Origin of the sequence: Flavobacterium sp. Sd200, from assembly GCF_009826935.1 — a bacterium.
Lineage (GTDB): Bacteria > Bacteroidota > Bacteroidia > Flavobacteriales > Flavobacteriaceae > Flavobacterium.
The window spans coordinates 185,694-208,778 of sequence record NZ_WUMN01000006.1 but is presented as its reverse complement, the minus strand read 5'-3'; the positions used below and the strand labels follow the sequence as shown (position 1 = coordinate 208,778).

The 23,085-nt window shown below is 41.0% G+C and carries 16 protein-coding genes; 13 read left to right on the top strand and 3 right to left on the bottom strand.

Going from position 1 to position 23,085, the window contains the following annotated elements:
- Positions 1–142 precede the first annotated feature (142 nt).
- The gene (locus GR160_RS15870) at positions 143–4,717 is read left to right on the top strand and encodes a GEVED domain-containing protein (RefSeq protein ID WP_160750871.1); all 4,575 of its coding nucleotides are present in this window, start codon (positions 143–145) and stop codon (positions 4,715–4,717) included.
- Positions 4,718–4,903: 186 nt separating this feature from the next.
- Positions 4,904–6,700: a translation elongation factor 4 gene (lepA, locus tag GR160_RS15865; RefSeq protein WP_160750870.1), complete on the top strand. Its 1,797-nt coding sequence runs from the start codon at positions 4,904–4,906 to the stop codon at positions 6,698–6,700.
- Between the two features lie 747 nt (positions 6,701–7,447).
- Here lepA and GR160_RS15860 read toward each other — a convergent pair.
- Positions 7,448–10,018, bottom strand: coding sequence for a glycosyl hydrolase 115 family protein (locus tag GR160_RS15860; RefSeq protein ID WP_202390802.1), 2,571 nt, complete (start codon positions 10,016–10,018; stop codon positions 7,448–7,450).
- 108 nt (positions 10,019–10,126) lie between these two features.
- On the opposite strand from GR160_RS15860, the gene dinB reads away from it, so the two are divergent.
- The 9 genes from dinB (at position 10,127) to GR160_RS15815 (ending at position 18,329) form a co-directional block, all read left to right on the top strand.
- Positions 10,127–11,212, top strand: coding sequence for a DNA polymerase IV (gene dinB / locus GR160_RS15855; RefSeq protein WP_160750869.1), 1,086 nt, complete (start codon positions 10,127–10,129; stop codon positions 11,210–11,212).
- Between the two features lie 539 nt (positions 11,213–11,751).
- A complete protein-coding gene (locus tag GR160_RS15850; protein WP_160750868.1) occupies positions 11,752–12,165 on the top strand; it encodes a response regulator in 414 nt (137 codons plus the stop codon).
- A gap of 18 nt (positions 12,166–12,183) precedes the next feature.
- Entirely contained in the window at positions 12,184–12,726 is a 543-nt protein-coding gene (locus tag GR160_RS15845) for a heme NO-binding domain-containing protein (RefSeq protein WP_160750867.1), read from the top strand.
- A 4-nt stretch (positions 12,727–12,730) separates the two neighbouring features.
- A complete protein-coding gene (locus tag GR160_RS15840; RefSeq protein WP_160750866.1) occupies positions 12,731–14,653 on the top strand; it encodes a PAS domain S-box protein in 1,923 nt (640 codons plus the stop codon).
- Positions 14,654–14,717: 64 nt separating this feature from the next.
- On the top strand, positions 14,718–15,035 hold the full coding sequence (locus tag GR160_RS15835) for an Hpt domain-containing protein (protein WP_160750865.1): 318 nt from the start codon (positions 14,718–14,720) through the stop codon (positions 15,033–15,035).
- A gap of 16 nt (positions 15,036–15,051) precedes the next feature.
- Positions 15,052–15,801 carry a LytTR family DNA-binding domain-containing protein gene (locus GR160_RS15830; protein ID WP_160750864.1) on the top strand — a complete coding sequence of 250 codons (750 nt, stop codon included), beginning with the start codon at positions 15,052–15,054 and terminating at the stop codon, positions 15,799–15,801.
- Positions 15,802–15,995: 194 nt separating this feature from the next.
- Entirely contained in the window at positions 15,996–16,409 is a 414-nt protein-coding gene (locus GR160_RS15825; RefSeq protein WP_160750863.1) for a response regulator, read from the top strand.
- A 178-nt stretch (positions 16,410–16,587) separates the two neighbouring features.
- On the top strand, positions 16,588–17,247 hold the full coding sequence (locus GR160_RS15820) for an NAD(P)H-binding protein (protein WP_160750862.1): 660 nt from the start codon (positions 16,588–16,590) through the stop codon (positions 17,245–17,247).
- Between the two features lie 146 nt (positions 17,248–17,393).
- Positions 17,394–18,329, top strand: coding sequence for an L-threonine 3-dehydrogenase (locus tag GR160_RS15815; RefSeq protein ID WP_160750861.1), 936 nt, complete (start codon positions 17,394–17,396; stop codon positions 18,327–18,329).
- Between the two features lie 97 nt (positions 18,330–18,426).
- On the opposite strand, the gene GR160_RS15810 is transcribed toward GR160_RS15815, so the two are convergent.
- Positions 18,427–18,945 carry a nuclear transport factor 2 family protein gene (locus tag GR160_RS15810; protein WP_160750860.1) on the bottom strand — a complete coding sequence of 173 codons (519 nt, stop codon included), beginning with the start codon at positions 18,943–18,945 and terminating at the stop codon, positions 18,427–18,429.
- A gap of 107 nt (positions 18,946–19,052) precedes the next feature.
- Between GR160_RS15810 and GR160_RS15805 the strand changes: the two genes are divergently transcribed.
- Positions 19,053–20,090, top strand: coding sequence for a DUF3450 domain-containing protein (locus GR160_RS15805; RefSeq protein ID WP_160750859.1), 1,038 nt, complete (start codon positions 19,053–19,055; stop codon positions 20,088–20,090).
- Positions 20,091–20,118: 28 nt separating this feature from the next.
- The gene (locus tag GR160_RS15800; protein ID WP_160750858.1) at positions 20,119–21,417 is read left to right on the top strand and encodes a 3-coathanger stack domain-containing protein; all 1,299 of its coding nucleotides are present in this window, start codon (positions 20,119–20,121) and stop codon (positions 21,415–21,417) included.
- A 69-nt stretch (positions 21,418–21,486) separates the two neighbouring features.
- On the opposite strand, the gene GR160_RS15795 is transcribed toward GR160_RS15800, so the two are convergent.
- On the bottom strand, positions 21,487–22,836 hold the full coding sequence (locus GR160_RS15795) for an ammonium transporter (protein WP_160750857.1): 1,350 nt from the start codon (positions 22,834–22,836) through the stop codon (positions 21,487–21,489).
- Positions 22,837–23,085 lie beyond the last annotated feature (249 nt).

The window sequence follows — 23,085 nt, the reverse complement described above, 5'->3', positions numbered from 1 at the left end:
CTAAAAACGTTTTTAGGCGATTTACAATATCAATAAAGTCGGTTTTTAAGTGTACTGTTTTGTATTTATTAATTAAATAAGGGTTATAAACAACCGTAGCTATAATTTGTATTTTTAAGAACACAACAATAAACACTTTTAAATGACAAAAACGTACTCACAATTATTGCACGCGGCAAATGGATGTTTACATCGGTCACGGGGCAATTTTTTCGCAACGCTTTTCCTTGTCCTCGGCTCTGCCGCAGGTTTTGCACAGGAAGATTATTGTAATGCCGCCACAACCTATGTAGACGGTCAGGGAATTACCAATGTAACCATTGGCAGTATTAACAACAACACCGGAATAGAAAGGGATAATTATGGCGATTATACCGATCAGGTAGTAAACATTGGCCGAGGTGCCACTTATAATGTAAGTATACGCCTCGAAACCACGATAGCTTATAGTGTAAAGGTTTGGATTGACTGGAACAACAACTTTGTTTTTGAGAACAGTGAACAAGTTTTTACAAGTATTTCGGGGGATGTGCCTTCAGATGTAGTTAGCGGCAACTTCACGGTTCCTGCTGGGGCAACTCTTGGCAACCACCGCATGAGGGTAGGTGCTTTAGTGCAATGGGCCGGGATAGTGCAGCCTTGTCCGGGCGAATTCGATTCTGCAGCTTATGAAGATTATACCGTTAATGTAACAACACCTCCTACTTGTTTAATACCAGGAACACCAATTGTAGACAATGCAGCATCCGGAACGGTAAACGTGCGTTGGGCAGCTCCTTTGGCAGGTACGCCATCGGGCTACGAATATGCGGTTACAAGTTCCAGTACGCCGCCGGCATCAGGCACCGCTGTTACCGGAACATCTGTTACCGATATTGAAGTGCCAACCAATGCTCCCGGTTATATTTTTGTTAGATCTAACTGTGGTAACGGCAACTACAGCGAATGGTCTGCCGGAACTTATTACAATGGTTACTGCATTCCACAGCCTCCATTGCTTAACGGCACAGGCATTACAAACGTTACTATAGGCTCTATTAACAACGAAACAAGTGCCGAAGAAAACAACTATGGCGATTTTACCACCCAGCAGGTTAGTGTAGGCCAGGGCGCAACGCAGCAATTCAGCATTACGCTGTCTACAGGCAGTTCATACCAAACATCTATATGGATAGACTGGAATAACGACCTTGATTTTGACGACGATGGCGAGCAGGTATATCTTTCAAGATCTGAAGGACGTGCTGTAGAAACCCTTAGAGGAAGTTTTTCCGTTCCTGCCAATGCAGCTTTGGGTACACACCGCATGAGAGTTGGCGGGGCTCTTGTATTTATAGGCCAGACATTCTCTCCATGCGGACAGGACCTTGGTGCTTATGAAGATTATACGCTTAACGTTGTCGATGCACCAACCTGTTTTGCTCCGGTTAGCATACTGGCAACAACCGTTACTGCGGGCATTGCCGATATAAGCTGGGACCCTTCAAGGCTTGGTACAGCTCCGGCAGGATATGAATATGCCATTACAACAACGCCAACACCACCGGCAAGCGGAACTGTAGAAAACGAAACGATCATAACGGGTGTAGCAGTTACAGCAAACACCACAAACTACATACACGTAAGGACAAACTGTGGTAATGGAGATTACAGCGAGTGGTTTACAGAGCCTTATTATAATGGTTACTGTATTTCTACACCACGTGGTGTAGATGGCAACGGCATCATCAACTTTACAATAGGTACAATTAACAATACTACCGAAGCTGAGGAAGGTAACTATGCCGATTATTCTGCACAGGTAGTAAACATTGGCCAAGGTGTTAACAAACAATTCAGCATTACGTTTAACACAAGCGGACTACCTTATAATACAGGCATATGGGTAGACTGGAATGATGACCTTGATTTTAACGATGAGAACGAACAGGTGTTTACAGGTACCAGCATTGCAGATGTAACGGCTGTACTGAGAGGGTACCTTAGCGTGCCATTAACAGCACCATTAGGCAACCACCGTCTAAGAATAGGTGCAAACCCTACAAACTATGGCAATGCTGTGCCTTGTGATTTTGACGAATATGGCGTTTATGAAGATTACACTGTAAACGTTACTACGCCTCCAGGCTGTTATACACCCGATGGTTTCGAGGCGGCTACAGAAAGCGCAGGACTTGCCTCTTTATCATGGACAGCTCCACAACTTGGCGGTACGCCTGCAGGATACGAATATGCTGTAACGACTACGCCTGATGCGCCTGAAAGCGGAACCGAAACTACCCAAACTTCTGTTAACAATGTTGCAGTTACGCTAAATGCTTTAAACTATCTGCATGTAAGAACTAATTGCGGTAACGACGGTTATAGCGAGTGGGTTACTATAGAACTGTATAACGGCTATTGTGTGCCTGCTCCGGAATTTACAGATGGCGAGGGTATTACAAACGTTACCATTGGCAGCATAAACAATACTACCGGAGATGAAGAAACCCATTATGGCGATTATTCAGCGCAGGTGGCAAACATTGGTCAGGGTGTAACGCAGCAATTCAGCATCTCATTGGTGACTCCTGTAATTTACAATGTAAAAATATGGATCGACTTTAACGACAACCTTGTTTTTGAAGAAACCGAGGAAGTTTACAGTGGCGCGCCGCTTGAAAATAACCCAACAAACATTTTAGGACTGTTTACCATTCCTGAAAACGCAGAATTGGGCAACCACCGTTTGAGGATAGCAGCCGTATCGCCATGGTATGATGTTACTACCTGCGATTCAAGGTATGGCGCATCTTATGAGGACTATACTGTTAACATTACAACTCCGCCAACCTGCTATACTCCTGAAAGCCCTGTAGCAACCGTAACAGCACCGCTAACCGCAACACTTAGCTGGGACGCCCCACGCAACGGCAATGCCCCAACAGGATATGAGTATGCTGTAACAACAAGCACAACACCGCCTGCATCCGGAACAGCAACATCAGAAACTACTGTAACAGGTTATACTTTTGAGGAGAACAACACATACTACTACTTGCACGTGCGCACAAACTGTGGTGACGGAGATTACAGCAACTGGGTAATTTCTGAAAGGTTCAGGTACCTGCCGGGCGATATATGCAGCACAGCAGTAGACCTTGCTACACTTACAAGCCCATATTCATTCAGTACACTTAATGCAGGCAACGAGTCTACACCAGGTTGTGGCTTTGGCGATGCTCCGGATATTTTCTATAAAGTGGAAGTTCCTAACGGTTATACTTTTAACATTGAACTTACTTCTACCAACTACGACTTTATAAGCACACTGTTCTACGGTGGTTGCGAGCCAAACAACAGCACTATAGTATTTTGTACTACAACTTTTGATGAGGCACGAAGCACATCCTGGGAAAATACTACAGGCCAGACACAAACCGTATATTGGGTAATGGACGGCTATGATACTTATGCAGGTAACTATACTTTTGAGTGGTCGTTTACAGAACCTGCAGCGTGCGACAGGCCGCGCAGGCTTAGCAGTGAGGTTACATCGGCTAACACAGTAACAGTTAGCTGGGAAGTCCCTAACCTTGGCACTCCGGAAGGGTATGAATATGCTGTTACAACTTCTCGCGAAGCACCTGAAAGTGGAGAATATACAACAGCTCTTAGCATTCCTGATGTTACTATTACACTAAACACCACCAGCTACCTGCACGTTCGTTCTGTTTGCGGCAATGATGGCAACAGTGTTTGGGTAACATATGAGTTCTTTGTTGGTTACTGTATTCCGGAAAATACTAACCCGGACAGCTACATAACAGGAATTACCACAACAGGCGCCGAAACCAACTTTTCAAACACAGGTACAGGTTTTAGTGCATATACTGATTATACTGCAACGCACAGCGTTTCAACCTATGCAGGTGGCTCATTTGCCATTACTGCAACACACAGGGGAGCAGAGAACATGTATTATGCATGGGTGGATTGGAATAACGATTATGAGTTTTCAGACAACGAACGAGTGCTGAACACTAACTTTTTAGCATCTCCTGCTAACTTGGGTAGCGTATCTGTACCAGCAGGGACTGCCGAGGGCAGCTACAGGATGAGGATTCGCAATGCCGTTAATGCCGCAGTAATAGCACCATGCGGTGAAGCAAATGGCGAAGCAGAAGATTATACACTTATTGTTGGCCCAACACCTACATGTTTCCCTCCGTTTGCACCGTCAATAGAACCTGTAGATGCTACAAGTGCCAACCTGCGCTGGAGTCCGCCAATTTTGGGCGATTTCCCACAGGGGTATGAATATGTGTTAAGCACATCGTCAACCGCTCCAACAGGCAGCGGAACACCAACAACAGCTATATTTGTAGAAGCGGTTCCTTATAATTCAGAAGCGTCTGTTTATTTGTTTGTGCGCAGTATTTGTGGCGATGGCGAGTTCAGTACATGGGAAACCGCTTCTATACTGGATACAAACGTGCCGCAATTCGATAAAAACAGCGTACTGGTTTACAAACAGGGTAACGCTATAAATGTTGAAACCGGAACAGCTTTAATGACAGCCGTTAACGTATATGACATTCGTGGGGCTAAGCTTTATACACAAAGCAACATTAATGCTACCAATACAGCAATTACAGGCCTGCAGGTGCAGCAACAGGTGCTTATCATAGAAGTACTTACTGCAAAAGGCAAAGTGAGCAAAAGGATAGTTTATTAATCGTTTTTAAAGCTCTTTTTATATACATCGGCACGCATAGCGTGCCGATTTTTTTATTTAATATGCAGGCTATTTGAAACCCGCTAACTTTAACTATATTTGCCGATTAAATCGCGTACCTTTAACATGGTAACATATACGTGAGCAAGAAAGGCGCAATGCCTTAAAAATGATATAAGGAAGAAGATGAAACACATTAGGAATTTTTGCATTATTGCGCATATCGACCACGGTAAGAGTACTTTGGCTGACCGACTGTTGGATGCCACTCAAACGGTAACCAAACGCGAAAGTCAGGCACAGTTGCTTGACAATATGGATCTTGAGCGCGAACGCGGCATTACCATTAAGAGCCATGCTATACAAATGGAATACACCTATAAGGGAGAGCAATATATACTTAACCTTATAGATACTCCGGGCCACGTAGATTTTAGCTATGAGGTATCGCGTTCTATTGCGGCATGCGAAGGTGCCTTGCTAATTGTAGATGCAGCCCAGAGCATACAGGCGCAAACCATAAGCAACCTGTATCTTGCGCTGGAAAACGACCTTGAAATTATTCCGGTACTTAATAAAATAGACCTTCCAAGCGCAAACCCCGAAGAGGTGAGCGATGATATTGTAGACCTTTTAGGATGCAAACTGGAAGATATTATACCTGCCAGTGGTAAAACAGGCCTTGGTGTAGAAGCTATACTTGCTGCAATTATAGAGCGTATACCACCACCAAAAGGAGACCCTTCCGAACCGCTACAGGCACTTATATTTGACTCTGTTTATAACCCGTTCAGGGGAATAGAGGTTATCTTCCGTGTTATAAACGGCACGATAACAAAAGGCCAGAAAATTAAATTTATGGCTACTGGCAACGAATATTTTGCCGATGAAATTGGTACGCTTAAGCTTAACCAGGTGCCAAAGCAGGTGGTTAGCGCAGGCGATGTAGGGTACTTAATATCGGGTATTAAAGAGGCAAAAGAGGTTAAGGTGGGCGACACGCTTACCGATGCTAAAAACCCTACCCAAAACATGGTAAGCGGTTTTGAAGATGTTAAACCGATGGTATTTGCAGGTATCTACCCGGTAGATACAGAGGACTATGAAGAGCTGCGCAACAGTATGGAAAAACTGCAGCTAAACGATGCCTCTCTTGTATTTGCGGCTGAGAGTTCGGCGGCACTGGGCTTTGGTTTCCGTTGTGGATTCCTGGGTATGCTGCACATGGAGATCATTCAGGAGCGTTTAGAGCGCGAGTTCGACATGACGGTTATTACAACCGTTCCCAACGTATCCTATTACGCTTACACCAAAAAAGAACCGGAAAAAGCTATTATTGTAAATAACCCAAGCGACCTGCCGGAGCCAAGCAAGCTGGACCATGTAGAGGAGCCGTATATTAAGGCTACCATTATTACCAAAGCCGACTTTGTTGGCCAGGTAATGAGCCTGTGTATAGAAAAGCGCGGTATTATTACCAACCAAACTTACCTGACTACAGAGCGTGTTGAACTTAACTTTGATATGCCGCTTGCAGAGATCGTATTCGACTTTTACGACCGTTTAAAAACCGTTTCTAAAGGTTATGCCTCATTCGATTATAGCCCTATTGGAATGCGTACCTCTAACCTTGTTAAGGTAGACATACTGCTTAACGCCCAGCCTGTAGATGCACTTAGTGCACTTATACACGCTGACAACGCCTACAACATTGGTAAAAAGATGTGCGAAAAGCTTAAAGAGCTTATCCCGCGCCAGCAATTTGATATTCCAATCCAGGCCGCAATTGGCGTTAAGGTAATTAGCCGTGAAACCGTTAAAGCTTTACGTAAAGACGTTACTGCAAAATGTTATGGTGGTGATATTTCGCGTAAGCGTAAGCTTCTTGAAAAACAGAAAAAAGGTAAAAAACGTATGCGCCAGGTAGGTAACGTAGAGATACCTCAGGAAGCGTTTATGGCAGTACTTAAACTTAATGATTAGAACTACTAAGTATTGAGTACAAAGTATTAAGACTTTAGACTAAAGATAATAGACCCGGTGCTAATGCGCCGGGTTTTTGTTTAATAGGCCTTCCCTATTCCTAAATGCTTTAAGAAATGGAGATGAAGACTTATTAGTATTACAAACAGAATTCCGGAAATTGTCCTACTCGATATAGTTTCATTCTTTTTTGTAATGATTTCTATTAGCAGCATTATAAATGCGGGCACAAGACCAATAAACATGAATAATATGATCCAGCCCAGCCCTTCATTATCATGACTTCCTCCTGAATATAATTTTATAGAAATATCATTTAAAGCAATAAATAGATATACAAGAACACTTTTATAAAGCAATTTAAAATTAGTGCAATATATTGTTATAGCACATGTTGCTGAAATTACAACTGGGGTAAATGTAATTCCTTTCGGAGGAAAATAATGTCCAATAAAGCCATTACTGATTACAATTAATAAAGTCACTATTAAGCATATTAAATTCCTCATCAATAAACATTTATAAATTTTCTATCATTTTAAATTATCAACATTTTTACAAAAATGGAATTTAATAAAATCAATATAAATTAAATATTAATAATGATACAAGCCTTCGGTAAATTTAAAGCATAAAAAAACCTGCGGAATTAAAAACCCCACAGGTTAAATAAACCAAATTCAAATCTGTGTTGCTTACTGCAAGCTCTTAAAATCTTGCAGTAAGCATATCTGTTGTAATTCCTGATTATTTTACACTTACAGGAAACACATAAAACTGCCTGTCAGCATTCGTGTCCAGCATCCATTGGTCTACTACAATGTGGTTGTCTAATGCCGTAATGGTTAGCTTGTGTTTGCCTTTTGTAAGGCTGTGTTTGGTCTCTTTAACAGCCTGACCGCGCAGCACATTCTTTTTCCAGGTCTCGCTTCTAAAAGGCTCTTTAAGCGAGCATACCTGTGGTGTCTCATTATCTATCTGTACACTAAAACGAAGATCGCCTCCTTTATCGTTAGGTTGTGTAGGTATAAGGGCCGTTCGCAGCACTACAGGACCATCAAAATCGGCATCAAATTCATATACCAGCGAGCCGTCTTTCGGTAACGCAACGGCTTTCATGCTATGCCCTAACGACTGTATGGCCTGTGCCCCTTTAGTAGCCTTAGTGTACTGGCTGGCATTTTTTGCAATTACCCCTTTAAGATTATAAGGTACCGCCTCCGGAGCTTTTGCATCAGTGCTAACCAATGGCACAGAAAGTTCCGGCAAAGTTGGCTTTTCAAAAACAGGCAAATCGCGCGGATTGGCATTCATAGAATATTTCCATTTGCCTCCGGCCAGTGTGTTGTTGTAATAATCGGTTAGCTGCTGTATTTCATTGTAGGCATTGGTGCTTTTTGCCGCTGCCGATACTAATTGCGCATTACTGTTCCACTGCGTCTTTGGAGTTGCTGCTGCAATAGAACGTGCCCTTTGTGCCTCAAGCTGTTTTGTTGCCATAGCTGCTGCCCCAAAAACGGGATATTTTATAGCTGCAAAAAAAGCATCCTTACGTTCAGCAGGTATATCTTTCTCAACGGTTGCCACCACAGATTTTATCTTATCATAATCAGACAGGTAACGATCTAACTCACCTCCAAATTCTGTAAGGCTGAAATCGGTGTCTACAACAGGAGTCCATCCACGCTTATATTTTGCCTTGTCTTCCTCTACCTTGCTCCATCCCATAAACTCAGGCCTCCTAATTCCGGCAAGCCTGTCAAATTCAAGCATGGCAGGATACAGTTTTTTTGCTGCGTTTGTGCCAAACTCGCGTTTTAGCCAGTTTTCCCTGTGCGCACTAACGGTTGACGGGGCTATTGAGTTTATATTCCACGCAAGGTCTAAAAAGAACTCTAAATGATAAATCGCAGGCTTAATATCGTGCACATTAACAATCCACAGACGTTTTGCGTTATGGTTGTATGCTTCGCGCATTTCGTTATAAATTAATCCCGGCTGTGTGGCTGTAAGCCACAAATAATCATGAGGACGTCCCCAGTAGCTCAGGTGGTAGTACACCCCTGCCCCACCGCTGCGCTTTTGTTGTTCAGTATTGCTAAGGCGGGTAAGGTAGCCATAGTTATCGTCGCACCATGTAAGTGTAATATCCTCCGGCACATCAAGGCCATTCTCATAAATCTCAAGAACTTCTTTATAGGGCACAAACTGCTGCGGAATTTTAGTAACATCCTTATTTACATACTTGCCTAAAAGTTCGCGCTGCTCATAAATAACCTTTTGAAGGGCCGTGGTTTTTTCTTCCATGGTTTTAACCCCCTCCATAGAACCGTCGTGTATGCCGCGCATGCCAATGGTATAAATGTTTTGCAGGTTGTGTACTTGTTTTAACCGCTCGGTCCAGTAATCGATTACATTATCATGATTATCAATAAAATTAAAATGCCCGCGCACATTTTCGTCCCATTCGCCTACGTTATTACGCATTAATGGCTCGCAATGCGAGGTGCCAATAACAATTCCGCACTCGTCCGCAGCTTCTTTAGCCCCCGGCACTTTATAAAAAGCAACCGTAACGCCATGCATAGCCGGCCATATTGCATTTGCCCTTAAACGCATAAGCAACTTAAACACCTCTTTATAAGCTTTGGCAGATATAAGTCCGTCTTTTGGCTGAGGGTCAAAATGTTTCCAGCTCCAGGGCTGCAAAGACCAGTCTTCGTCGTTAAGGAAAATTCCGCGATACTCTACAGACGGTGCCTGAAACGTAGTAAAATTAGCAGGAATGGTTAGTTTGTTTTGTTTTTGCGGTGTGCTGTCGCCCCACCACACCCATGGCGAAACACCTGCCATGCGCGAAAGTTCTAAAATACCATAGGCAGTGCCTCTTGCATTGCTGCCCACTACCAGTATTTGTTTTCCGGTTGCTTTTATAAAAAAGGCATCGGGCTTTATGGCAAGGCTGTCTACAGGAGCGCCAAGTTTTGCAAGCTCTTTGGCGAGCTTTTTATCGTATTGCAAAATGCGGATGCCCGCTTTATTTTCAGTTACCTGTTGTGGCAGCTTCCCTGTAACCATTTGCATGTCTTCTGCAAACATACCCAAAGCTGTTTTAACCACAGGCTCTATACTTTTTGGTGCCGAATATGTAATGGGTGCTGTACCGTCATACCACAGTAAACTGCCGCTTTGGGCATGCCCGTTTAAGCAACATGAAATGAAAAAAACGACGAAAATAAAGGCTTTGGTGCGCATAGATACTATTTTGATTGTTGCAAATATATAGGCACGGGATTGTAATGCACAAAATAACAGCATGTTTTAACTAAAACGTTTTAGTTTGATGATGTCTTAAAATAGTGTAACAATAGTAATGCTCTTTAAAACAACAGCATTTATAAAACCAAAATGCGCTAATTTTACAGTATGGAACAACCGGCACTGCGCAAAATAATTCATGTAGATATGGATGCATTTTATGCCTCTGTAGAGCAGCTGGACAACCCTGCATTGCGGGGCAAAGCTCTTGCCGTGGGTGGTGGCGAAACACGTGGTGTAGTGGCAGCAGCAAGCTATGAGGCACGCAAATTTGGTGTTCGCAGTGCCATGAGCGGATACCTTGCAAAAAAACGTTGCCCCGAGCTTATTTTTGTGCGCCCTAGGTTTGACCGTTACACTGAGATATCCCGTAAAATCCGCGAGATTTTCTATGAATATACCGATAAGGTAGAACCCCTGTCTTTAGACGAGGCTTATCTTGATGTTACACACAACAAAAAAGGGAACCCGAGTGCCACACTTGTTGCTTCAGAGATAAGGCAGCGCATATTAGAGGAAACTGGGCTAACGGCATCAGCAGGAATATCAATAAACAAATTTATTGCCAAGGTTGCCAGTGATTACAACAAACCTAATGGGCAAAAAACGGTAAACCCTGACGAAGTACTTCCATTTCTTGAAGATCTTGCCATCGGCAAATTTTATGGTGTTGGCAAGGTTACTACTGAGCGCATGTATCAGTTGGGAATTTTTACCGGAAAAGACCTAAAACAAAAAACAATAGAATATCTAACAGAGCATTTTGGCAAAGCAGGTGCTTTTTACTATTATGTGGTGCGGGGCATACACAACAGCGAAGTGCGGTCGGACAGAACAGTAAAATCTGTAGGGACAGAGCATACGTTTAATGAAAACCTGGTATCGGAAGTTTTTATGCTCGAAAAGCTGGAAGGTATTGCCAACGAACTTCACAGACGGCTGGAAAAGAAAAAAATTGCAGGCAAAACAGTAACCCTAAAAATAAAATATTCTGACTTTAGCATTCAAACCCGAAGCAAAACCCTCCCTTATTTTATATCAGACAGGAGTTTGATGCTGGAAACTGCAAAAGAACTGCTGTATCAGGAAAAACCAAAAGACTCTGTGCGGCTGCTGGGAATATCGTTATCTAACCTAAACAATGAGGCCGGCGAACGCAAAACTATTGCAGTACAGTTAAAATTCGACTTCTAATAAAAAACCTGCCTTAGGGGTTGGGCAGGTTTTGTATGGCATTTAAATTTGAGTTAGCAGTATATTTTGGAGGGGACCAAAAAAGGGAAAAATCGATGCCAAAATAGCAGTAGTAAATGTGTATATTTTAAAATAGTTATAAAATTATATAAACAACAACCGTAGTGTTATTATGCTGCAAATATAGGACAGTAACAAAACACTATTTAGCATTTTTAGCCAACTGCATTGTTTTGATAGACCAATTGCTATTTAGTATCGACAAACTGCAATTGTATGTTAAAACTTACCAAATACTATTTGATTACAGCAGTATTTTTATCAACTTACTGATTATTAAACGCAAATACTGTACAAACATTTTATGGCACAAACATCCGTTTACCGACACTTAATAGATTTTAACCTACAAAAAACCATTCGTCGACACTTAAGCGTCATTTACCGAACGTAATTATACCCTTAAACGAAAAACACAGTCAAAAACTCGATTAGCCTACTAATTTTGTATATAAAACACATCCATATCTATACAGTAAATGCCAAAACCGCTTAATATATTATTGATTGAAGACGACGCTATTGAAGTAATGAAATTCAACAGGGTTCTTGCATCTATGGAATTAAGCCATAAAATTGTTGAGGCAAATAACGGCGAAGAAGCCATAGAAGTACTAAAAGACAGGGAGATTATTCCTGATATTATTATACTCGACCTTAACATGCCAAAAATAAACGGAATAGAATTTTTAGGCATTTTAAAAGAAGACGACGTACTAAAATATATACCGGCCATAATACTTACAACATCTAACAACCATAAAGATGTAATGGAGTGCTACAGGCTGGGCATTGCCGGCTATATTATAAAGCCGCTAAAGTATGAAGACTATGTTACCCGTATAAAAAAACTTATAGAATACTGGAGTACTAATGAGTTGATATCGCAATAAAAATAACACCCTTTACCAATGTACGGAATTATTAATGTGGCAATACAGGATTATGCTTTAGCAAATTTTGGCCAGGAAAAATGGGACGTTATAAAGCAGGATAGCGGTGTTGATATTGATTTTTCGCTTACAGACAACGTTTATAGCGACACTGTTGCCTACAAAATTGCCCAGGCAACCGCAAACGAAATGAACCTTGATGCCAATGTGGTGCTCCAGGAATTAGGAGAGAACGTTATATACACCACAAGCACAAAGTTTAACAGTTTTATAGACTCAAGAGGAGACACCTTAAAAGATTATCTTGTAAATTTACCCAATTTTCATAACAGGATCGCCATGATATACCCGGAGTTAAATGCTCCGCAGTTTAAGGTAAGCCACGTAGAAGACGACAGCCTGCATATGCACTATGTGTCTCAAACAAAGGGCATTTCGCCATTTATAAAAGGCTACCTTATAGGGCTTACAAAATTATTTAATGAGCCACAGGCAACTGTTACGTTTTTAGAGTCTGTTACTAACGGCAGGCAACAGGATATATTTAAAATAAGCTGGTAGCTATATGGGTGATTTTAAGTTTACTTTTAACGAAGACAATTTTAGCCAGGTTTTTCCCTTTTACATTTTGCTCGATCAAAACCTAACGGTGTTGTCTCAGGGCAAAAGTGTGGCAAAATTTTATCCGTCATTACAGGCAGGAGAGAATTTTACAGGGCATTTTTTTATAAAACGCCCTTTTGTAGATGCTTTCACAGCTGCTTCGTTATCAGAAATACTTAACCAGCTTACCATTTTACAGTGCAATAATCACGAAGATATTGTGCTGCGCGGACAATTTGAAACCATGGGTGACAACTTTTTGTTTGTCGGATCGCCATGGCTTTTTTCTGTAGAAGAGGTAAAACAGCGCAATCTTACTATTTTTGACTTTGCCAACTACGACCCTCAGCTAGACCTCCTCCAAATTTTAAGGAAGCAGGAACTAACCACACTGGAGCTAAAAGAACAGCTAAAAATTAATACCGACCAAAAAGAAGAATTAAAACGCGACAGAGAAGAGCTTAACCGCCTTTCGCTGGTAGCAAGTGCTAATGATAATGCCATAGTTTTTACACATCCTAATGCAGAGATATTTTGGTGTAATGATGCTTATGTAAAACTGACAGGCTTTAGCAAACAGGAAATTATTGGCAAAACCCCGGTAGAAATAGGCCGCACGGCACTTACTGATGATGATGCGCTAAATGAAATGGTTGGACATTTTTACAGAGGCGAATCGTTTGATGTGGAAATAGCACACGGCACTAAAGACGGTGGCTATTTTTGGACACGCACACAGGGGCAACCCATATATGACCAGGAGGGCAATGTTACACAGTACTTTGCCATGGTACAGGACAAAACTGAAGAAAAAGAACAGGAAGAACAACTCAAACTACTTTCTTTAATTGCGCAAAAAAACATGAATGCCGTGCTTATTTGCGATAAAGAAGGTAAGATCGAGTGGGTAAACCCAAGCTTTAATGCCTTAAGCGGCTACAGCAATGCAGAGCTTATAGGCCAGGATCCGGTGGCATTGCTGCATGGACCCGAAACCAGCAAGGAAACCCTTCAATATGTATCTGACCAGGTTAGTAAAGGCGAACCTTACAGCTGCGAACTGATACACTATAACAAAGCAGGAAAAAAATACTGGGTAAACATACAGGGACAGGCTTTATATGACAGCAACGGAGACTACAGCCGCTTTTTTGCCATTATAGAGAACATTACTAACAGGAAACAGTTAGAACGCCAAAAACAGGAGCTTCTAGAGAGCCTTGAAAAGAGCAATAAAGAGCTTGAAGACTATGCCCAAATAGTATCGCACGACCTTAAATCGCCGTTGCGAAGCATCAACTCGCTCATGGCCTGGATAAAGGAGGAGAACGAGGGCAGGCTGGCAGAAACCTCTATCCAGTATTTTGCTATGATAGACAACAAGCTCGAAAAAATGGAACACCTTATACAGGGTGTGCTTACCTATTCTAAAATAGACAAAACCGACATTGCTAAAGAAAATGTTGATACGCATGAGATCATTGCAAACATTATCAACATTATACACATACCGTCGCATATTCAGGTAAGCGTAACAGGGCAGTTGCCGGTTATACGCGCAGACCGTTTCAGGACACAGCAATTGTTTCAAAACCTCATCAGCAATGCTGTAAACTACATAGATAAGCCACAGGGCTATGTAGAAGTAGGATGTAAAGAAGAGAAAAAATGCTTTGTTTTTTATGTAAAAGACAACGGTATGGGTATTGCCAAAGAAAACCACGAAAAAGTTTTTAAAATATTCCAGTCGCTTGCCAAGAATGAAAAAGCTACAGGTTTGGGGCTTTCTATAGTTAAAAAGATCATAGACAATTACAAAGGAAAGATCTGGATAGAAAGCGAAAAAGGTACGGGCACAACTTTTTACGTCCAATTACCAAAATAACCGATAACTTTCATACCATAGGTTTACTATATTTGGTGCAAAAAATTTTACTTTTACACCCCATATGGAACAGCCTAACTTAAACTATATAAATGACCTTGCCGGAGACGATGATGCTTTCCGTGCAAAGCTTATTGCTGTTATAAAAAACGAACTTCCGGCAGAAATAGCAGAATACAAAAGTAACCTTGCCTCTCAAAACTACTTAGCCGCAGCTAACAACGTGCACAAGCTAAAGCATAAAATTAGTGTTATGGGAATGGAAAAAAGTTATTACCTTGCTGAATCATTTGAAAATAGCTTAAAAGAAAACAATACCCAACAGGCAGAAGAGTTTGATGGGCTTTTACAGGCTATGCAAAACTTTGCAGCATCTTTATAAAACACAAACCGGCATTATGAACTGTATTATTATAGACGACGAGGCAATGGCAAGGGCAATTATAGCCCAAATGATATCTAAAGACAGCGAGCTTGTACTGGCTCAGGAATTTAGCAATGCCATTTCGGCCATTAAATTTTTAAACCAGGACAGCCCGGTAGACCTTATTTTTCTAGATATACACATGCCCGATTTTACAGGGTTCGATTTTATACAAACCATTAAAAACCCTCCGGCGGTTATACTGATAACATCTGATAAAAACTTTGCTACCGATGCTTTTGAGTATGATTGTATTGTAGACTATATAGTTAAACCTATTACCGAAGAACGTTTTTTACGCGCAGTGCGTAAGGCCAAGGCACACCGCTCTTTAGACGTTGCAGTCCCGGCGGCTGTTCCGGTTCATTCCCCTGTACAGACAGAGGCCGAAACTGCCAAGCCGCAGGATACCGCTACAGAGTTTTATGTAAACATAGACCGTAGGCTCATTAAAATAGACATAGCATCGGTAAATGTGGTAGAAGCCAAAGGAGACTACATTCATATAAAAACCGAACAGAAAAACTACATAGTGCACTCTACCCTGAAAAAGATAGAGGAAAAACTGCCTGCGTCGCTGTTTTTAAAAGTGCACCGCACCTACATTATCAACACCAAAAAGATTGTAGATATAGAAGATAACAGCGTGCTTATAGGCAAAGATGTAATACCTGTTAGCCGCGCCAACAGGCCCGAGCTCATGAAACGTCTTAACATGCTTTAAAATGGCTAATAACATACATTAACAGCCCTGCCGGTTTATACTGGCGGGGCTTTTTGTTTAAAAATGAATCGATGAATACCATTCGTACCCATTCGATTGCCGTTCGACGAATGTAGGGGTTTCCTAATCGAAAACCCAAGCTGCTGCCTGTATATGTGTTGTACTTTTGACTCAACAAAATAACACATACTACAATGTCACAGCTACTAAATATACTACTTGTTGAAGACGATGCCATAGAGGTAATGAAATTTACCCGTGTGCTTAAAGGTATGGGGCATAACCATAAAATTACTGAAGCAAGTAATGGCGAAGAGGCTCTGTTTGCTTTAAAAGACAGGGAGGTAAGCACAGATATTATTGTGCTCGACCTTAACATGCCCAAAATAAACGGGCTGGAATTTTTAAACATCATTAAAAACGATAACGATCTTAAATATATCCCTACTGTAGTGCTTACAACCTCTAACAACCATAAAGATGTTGCAGCCTGCTATAATAACGGTGTTGCAGGCTATTTTGTAAAGCCGTTGCACTATGCCGAGTATGAAGATAATATTAAAAGAATGATTGGGTACTGGACTAAAAATGAGTTTTTGTATCAATAAAGATAATGACGTGTGATGATGCACGAATGAGGGTTCGAAAGAAATACCTTCTGCCGAAAACGAGGTTCGGCGGGAGGTTTTTTGCTTTTATACCTTTAGCTTACAGCATGATAAATTTGCAATGATGCATTGGTGCGCTTTTGTTTTCTTTGTACCTTTTGGCTAAATAAAATCAGCCATGCAAAAAACAGCCATACTATTGGGTGCCACCGGTGCTACGGGGAGCGAACTTTTACAACTGCTCTTAGCTGACAGCCGCTACAGCACAGTAAAACTGTTTTCGAGAAACAGCATGAACATTGCCCATTCAAAAATAGAGGAGCATATTATTAACCTGTTCGAGTTGGACAATTATGCTGCTGATTTTACTGCAAACGAGGTGTTTTGCTGCATAGGAACTACAAAGGCCAAAACACCCAATGAAGAAACTTACCGTAAAATAGATTTCGGCATACCTGCCACTGCCGCCAAACTCGCAAAGGCAAATGGCATAGATACTTTTGTTGTAGTATCGGCCATTGGGGCAGATAAAAACAGTAGTATTTTTTACAATCGTACCAAAGGCGAAATGGAAGAAGCGGTTTTGGCACAAAATATACCCAACACGTATATTTTACAACCATCGTTAATAGTGGCCGACAGGAAAGATAAGCGCATTGCAGAGAAGCTTGCCATAGGTTTCATGAAACTGCTCAATCCATTACTTTGGGGCGGAGCGGCAAAATATAAAAGCATACATGCCAAAACAATTGCCAAAGCCATGGTATGGCTCGCCAACAACAAGTATGACAAAGGCATAATTGCATCTGATGAAATAAGGAGGCTGGGATCGGTTTAAACAGCCAGCAAATTATACAATTATTTTGTTTAGGCGATTTTTCGTCACAATCTTTCAATGTAGTGTTATAATAGCATTGAAAATAAATGAATTTGACAATTATAATCCATTATATTTGCAGCATTAAAACACACACAACCACTACTATGCCTAAAATTTTTATTATTGGAGCCTGCGGACAGATAGGCACCGAGCTTACCAAAAAACTGCGAAGCATTTATGGCACCAACAATGTTATTGCCGGAGACGTTAGAAAAGGCGATCCTGAGTTTGTAAACTCGGGTCCGTTTGAGGTAGTAAATGCGCTCGATTATAATCAGGTAGAGCATGTAATAGAAAAACATGGCATAGAAGAGGTATATTTAATGGCGGCTTTGCTTTCGGCCACTGCCGAAAAAAATCCAGCCTTTGCGTGGGACCTCAACATGAACTCTCTTTTTCATGTACTGAACCTTGCCAAAGCAGATAAAATAAAAAAAATATTCTGGCCCAGCAGTATAGCTGTTTTTGGCCCTACAACACCTAAGCAAAATACACCTCAATATACGGTTATGGAGCCCAGCACCGTGTATGGCATATCTAAACAAAGCGGCGAGCGCTGGTGCGAATACTACCATAACATATATGGCGTAGACGTGCGCAGCCTGCGCTATCCGGGTCTGATAAGCTGGAGCACACCCCCGGGTGGCGGCACTACTGATTATGCTGTGGATATTTACCACAAAGCACTGAGCGATGGAAAATATACCTGCTTTTTGAGCGAAGATACCCGCCTGCCCATGATGTATATGGACGATGCCATACGTGCCACTGTAGAAATTATGCAGGCCCCGGCAGAGAATATAAAAATACGTTCGGCATATAACCTTTCGGCAATAGATTTTACACCAATAGAGATCACTGCATCAATACAAAAAGAAATGCCTGATTTTACTATTGACTATGCACCCGATTTCCGTCAGAAAATTGCAGACAGCTGGCCGCAAAGTATAGACGACTCTAACGCCCGCACCGACTGGGGCTGGAAACATGAGTTTGATCTCGACACTATGACTAAAGATATGCTGGAGCACCTTAAATAGTTTTCAGGCACAGTCGCGGTTTTCAGGCTAAATTATACTCAACGAAAATGACACGGATAAAGATAATTTCTTCATCCGTGTCATTTATGTTTTTATGCTATTTTACGCGTAGTTTTTCGATGAGCACCTCTTCTTTTTGTGATTTGATGGGCACAACCTGTTTTACAACCTCGTTAGGCACTGTCATTGAAAGGACATAGTGTTTAATTTTCCATTCTTTACCTTCTTTTTGGAGTACTCCGCTACCGCGGCATATTTTCATTTGGGTGTCGAGCAACTCGTCGAACCATGCCGTTTTGCCGTCTTTACTAAAATAAATGTGCCGTTCCAGTGTTTTAAAATTCCAAGCCTTGCCTTTATCAAAATACGGCTTTGAAAAAACTTCAAATGCGGCCTTATCCCAATTCTCTGCCGCATCAGTGCCCATATAATGCCCATCATTAGCAATTTTGTCAAAATACCCCTGATAGTCCACCTTAGCGGCGGCTTCATGCCATTCATTTAAAAACGTGTTGAGGGTAGCAGTTTCTTCAATAGTGTTTATTGTAACAGGCATATTAAAATATATTGTTGCCGCTAAAGAAAGTGAAGAGCAAAGAAGGAGTAACTTTTTCATGAAATAACAAAATTGATGTTTTAGCGTTGTAAAATTAACTTTTTTGGCAAGCTTTTTCTTGTAAATAAAAGTTAACTTACAAAAAATACAATTTAATCAATTTTTTTATGAAAACGACAAAATTTTTAGTAGCAGGTCTCCTGCTAATCGGTGCAATGCAGGTAAATGGACAAACTAACGTTGCAACATCTACATTAACAAGCAGAGGATTAGAAGCGGGAACAGCTGGTCAGCAAAGTGTATTTTTTGGTTATCAAACTGGAAAAGCGAGTATAGTACCATCAGGAGGGAACACATTTATAGGTCATCAGGCTGGAGCTTCTAATACCATTGGGGATGGCAATTCTTTCGTTGGTACATCAGCAGGATTTTCAAATACAACTGGATATTCTAATACCTTTAATGGCTTAGGAGCAGGAATTATAAATACAACAGGACATTCTAATACATTTACCGGAAATGGGTCGGGACAAAGTAACATTACTGGACAACAAAATGTATTTATTGGAGTAGCTGCAGGAGCAAATAATCAAAGTGGAAACGACAATGTATTCATAGGTAACAACGCCGGCGAATTAAATAATGGATCGGGAAATATCTTTTTAGGTATGTATGCAGGGGCTTTAGAAGAAAATACAAATAATAAACTATATATAGAAAATAGTTTTTCATCAACACCACTGATTTGGGGTGATTTCGCAAATGATCTTTTAAAACTTAATGGTAAAGTAGGCATTGGAGGTGTTACAAGCTTCCCTACTACAGCAGGTACCGTAAATGTTTCTGCATACAAATTATTTGTGAAAGGCGGCATACTTACCGAAGAGGTAAGGGTTCATTTAGCTACAGGCTGGGCCGACTATGTTTTTGCTAAAGATTATAAACTGCCAACCCTTACAGAAGTCGAGCAATATATAAACACGAACGGGCATTTACCAAATGTGCCATCGGCAAGTAGTGTAGAAGCTGATGGTATAGAAGTGGGTAACATGGCTAAAATTCACCAGGAAAAAATTGAAGAGCTTACCCTGTATGCTATAGAACAAAATAAGCAAATAGAGAGCCAAAAAGCTCAACTGGAACAACAGCAAAAAGAAATAGATCAACTTAAAGCAGCCGTTGAAACTTTAATGGGCAAAAAGTAATTATACGTTTAACTTAAATTTTAAAATTATGAAAAACGTATTTTTATATATGTGGCTTTTTGTGCTATTAAGCATAAAAGTTTATGGTCAGGGAACAGATGTGATATTTTTGATTGATAATACAAATTCAATTTCAAGCGGTACTGGTTCAACCCCTGTAGGAACTATCGGGCTTCCCGGTTCACAATATAATAATATATATAATTCTGTTCAGGCAATTATGACAGAAGTGCTTGGCTGCAATCCTTTAAATAAAGTTACTGTAGCTCAATTTAATGGAATAGGAACTGGTCCGGGAATCTATATTGAATCAAATTTCACGAGTTCTTCTTTCTCTTTTACAAGAAGATATTATGGCAGTGGTGGAAGTGTTTGGGAGTCTGTCAATTTAATATCATCAGCTCTAAATGGAACTACTCCGCCTGATGGAACAATTCAGGGTAGCTATACGCTGAGCAGGACGCCAGGAAATGCTTTGACGGTTTTTTTATTTACCAATTCTCCAAGAAATAATGATTTGTTAGACAATACTGCAAACACCAATAACCCCAATAGGTTCTCTGCTTATACAAGTCTAAAGAACAGTCATTTATCGAAATTTGTAGTTGTTTTAGAACCTTTGCCAATTGTTTCATTACAGGCGGAACAAATCCAAGCAGCAGCAGGGATTGCAAGTGCAAATGGCCCTTATACAGGTACAGTAGAATCTTATCCAAATGATCCTGATGCGGCTACTACCCTTGGTAGGAAACTAATAACGGGATTTAATCTCTCGTCAACACAAATAAATACACTTACTAATTTTATTTGTTCGTGTACTACCAATTTGGTGCTAACATCGCCAACAGATGATGTGAGCACTACTCAGGACAACAGACAGGCTGAATATAGTATTACCGCATCAAACACAATTGTATCCAATGCTGTTGGTTATTATCATGCGGGAGAAACTGTTGTATTAAAACCAGGCTTTCATTCTGCAAACGGTTCAAAATTCAGGGGGTATATTGAGGGTTGTGATGCTCCTCTTATTGAGATGAGAACAACTTTAACAAATGATGAAATTAGAAAAGAAAAGAATCTTGAAACAAACCTCTTCTCTATTTCACCAAACCCTGCAACAAGCGTTTTTACAATACAATCTACTGTAAACATAAAACACATTACTGTAACATCGTTAGATGGCAGGGTAATGTATAACGGAGACGTAAGGGGTAAAGCAACTTCATATACTATAGATGCAGGAAGCTACACTCAGGGTATTTACAGCGTTACGGTTTTAACAGAAACCGGCGAAACCCAAACCCAAAAGCTTATTAAAAATTAAGGTTACATATTCGTTTAAAACAATTAAGGCTGCCGATGGGCAGCCTTAACTATTTATAATATTTTGGTTTTATCCTATAGTCTCATTATGCTGTGACATATCCAGACCCTGAACTTCGGCTTCTTCGCTAACGCGTAACGGTATAAACAGGTTAGTTATTTTATAAAGCACAATAGCACCAAAGAACGAGAAAGCTGCAACCAACACCAAAGCAATCATATGGTGGCTAAAAATGCCCCAGCCGCCGTGTAAAAGGCTGGCGTTTTCGCCTTCGGCAAAAATTGCAGTCAGGATCATACCCATAATACCGCCTACACCATGGCAGGCAAAAACATCGAGTGTATCGTCAAAACGCTTAAGGCTTTTCCAGTTTACCATAGCGTTACTAACAATAGCCGCTATAAAGCCAAAAAACATGCTCTTAGGCACCGATACAAACCCTGCGGCAGGTGTAATAGCTACAAGTCCTACAACTGCGCCTATACAGGCTCCTAAAGCCGATACTTTGCGTCCGTTTAAGCGGTCAAAGAACACCCACGTTAGCATTGCTGATGCCGATGCCACACTCGTAGTAGCAAAAGCCATAGCAGCAGTGTGATTTGCAGCTAATGATGAACCGGCATTAAAGCCAAACCAGCCAAACCACAACAGTCCTGTGCCCAAAAGCACAAACGGAATGTTAGTGGGTATATATTCTAAATGCTTACGCTTACCAATTACAAGTACTCCTGCAATGGCAGCAAAACCCGCACTCATGTGTACTACTGTACCTCCGGCAAAATCTTTTACATGAAAATAACTGCCCAAAAGTCCGTTAGGATGCCACACCATGTGGCACAGCGGAGTGTATATTAATAAAGAAAAAAGGCAAATAAACAGCAGGAACGACACAAAACGTATACGCTCTGCCAGGGCACCGGTAATGATGGCCGGAGTTATAATGGCAAACTTCATTTGGAAAAGAGCAAACAGTATAAACGGAATGGTAGTGGCCATAGTGGCGTTAGGGTGCTCGTCTACATAATCGAAAAAAGCAAAATCGAGCGGGTTTCCTATAAGGCCATAATGAGTACCGTCTATATCAATGCCCAACGGACTGCCAAAAGAAAGACTGAATCCCACTGTTACCCACAGCAGACTAATAACACCAAGACAAATAAAACTTTTAAGCATGGTGCTTATTACGTTTTTGCGTCCCACCATACCGCCATAAAAAAAGGCAAGCCCGGGTGTCATGAGCAACACGAGGCACGAAGCGGTTAGCAACCAAGCCACATCGGCAGGCACTATAGCATCGGTAGAGTTAAACTGTGTGTTGGGAGTGTCAACATGTGCATGATCCCAAAAAAGTCCGGTTAAGGCAACCGCTGCGGTAATTGCAAAAGCAGCTATCCAGCGTTTTTCAATAGTTTTTTCCATTATACCCTATAATTTATGGGGTCAAAAATATAAAATTTAAGTTATATTAAAGTTAAGCACATTAAAATTTAGAGGGTAACAGTTGTTTGACAATATTTTTAAGTTGTCCACAAATAATATTTCTAATTTTGGCGGCCATAATTTAAAACTGAATGTTGTAAGATAGATCCTGTTATAATATGCGTGCATAAAAAAGTTGATAACTTAACATATTCATTATGTTTTGAAACAAAAAAATTACAATATTGC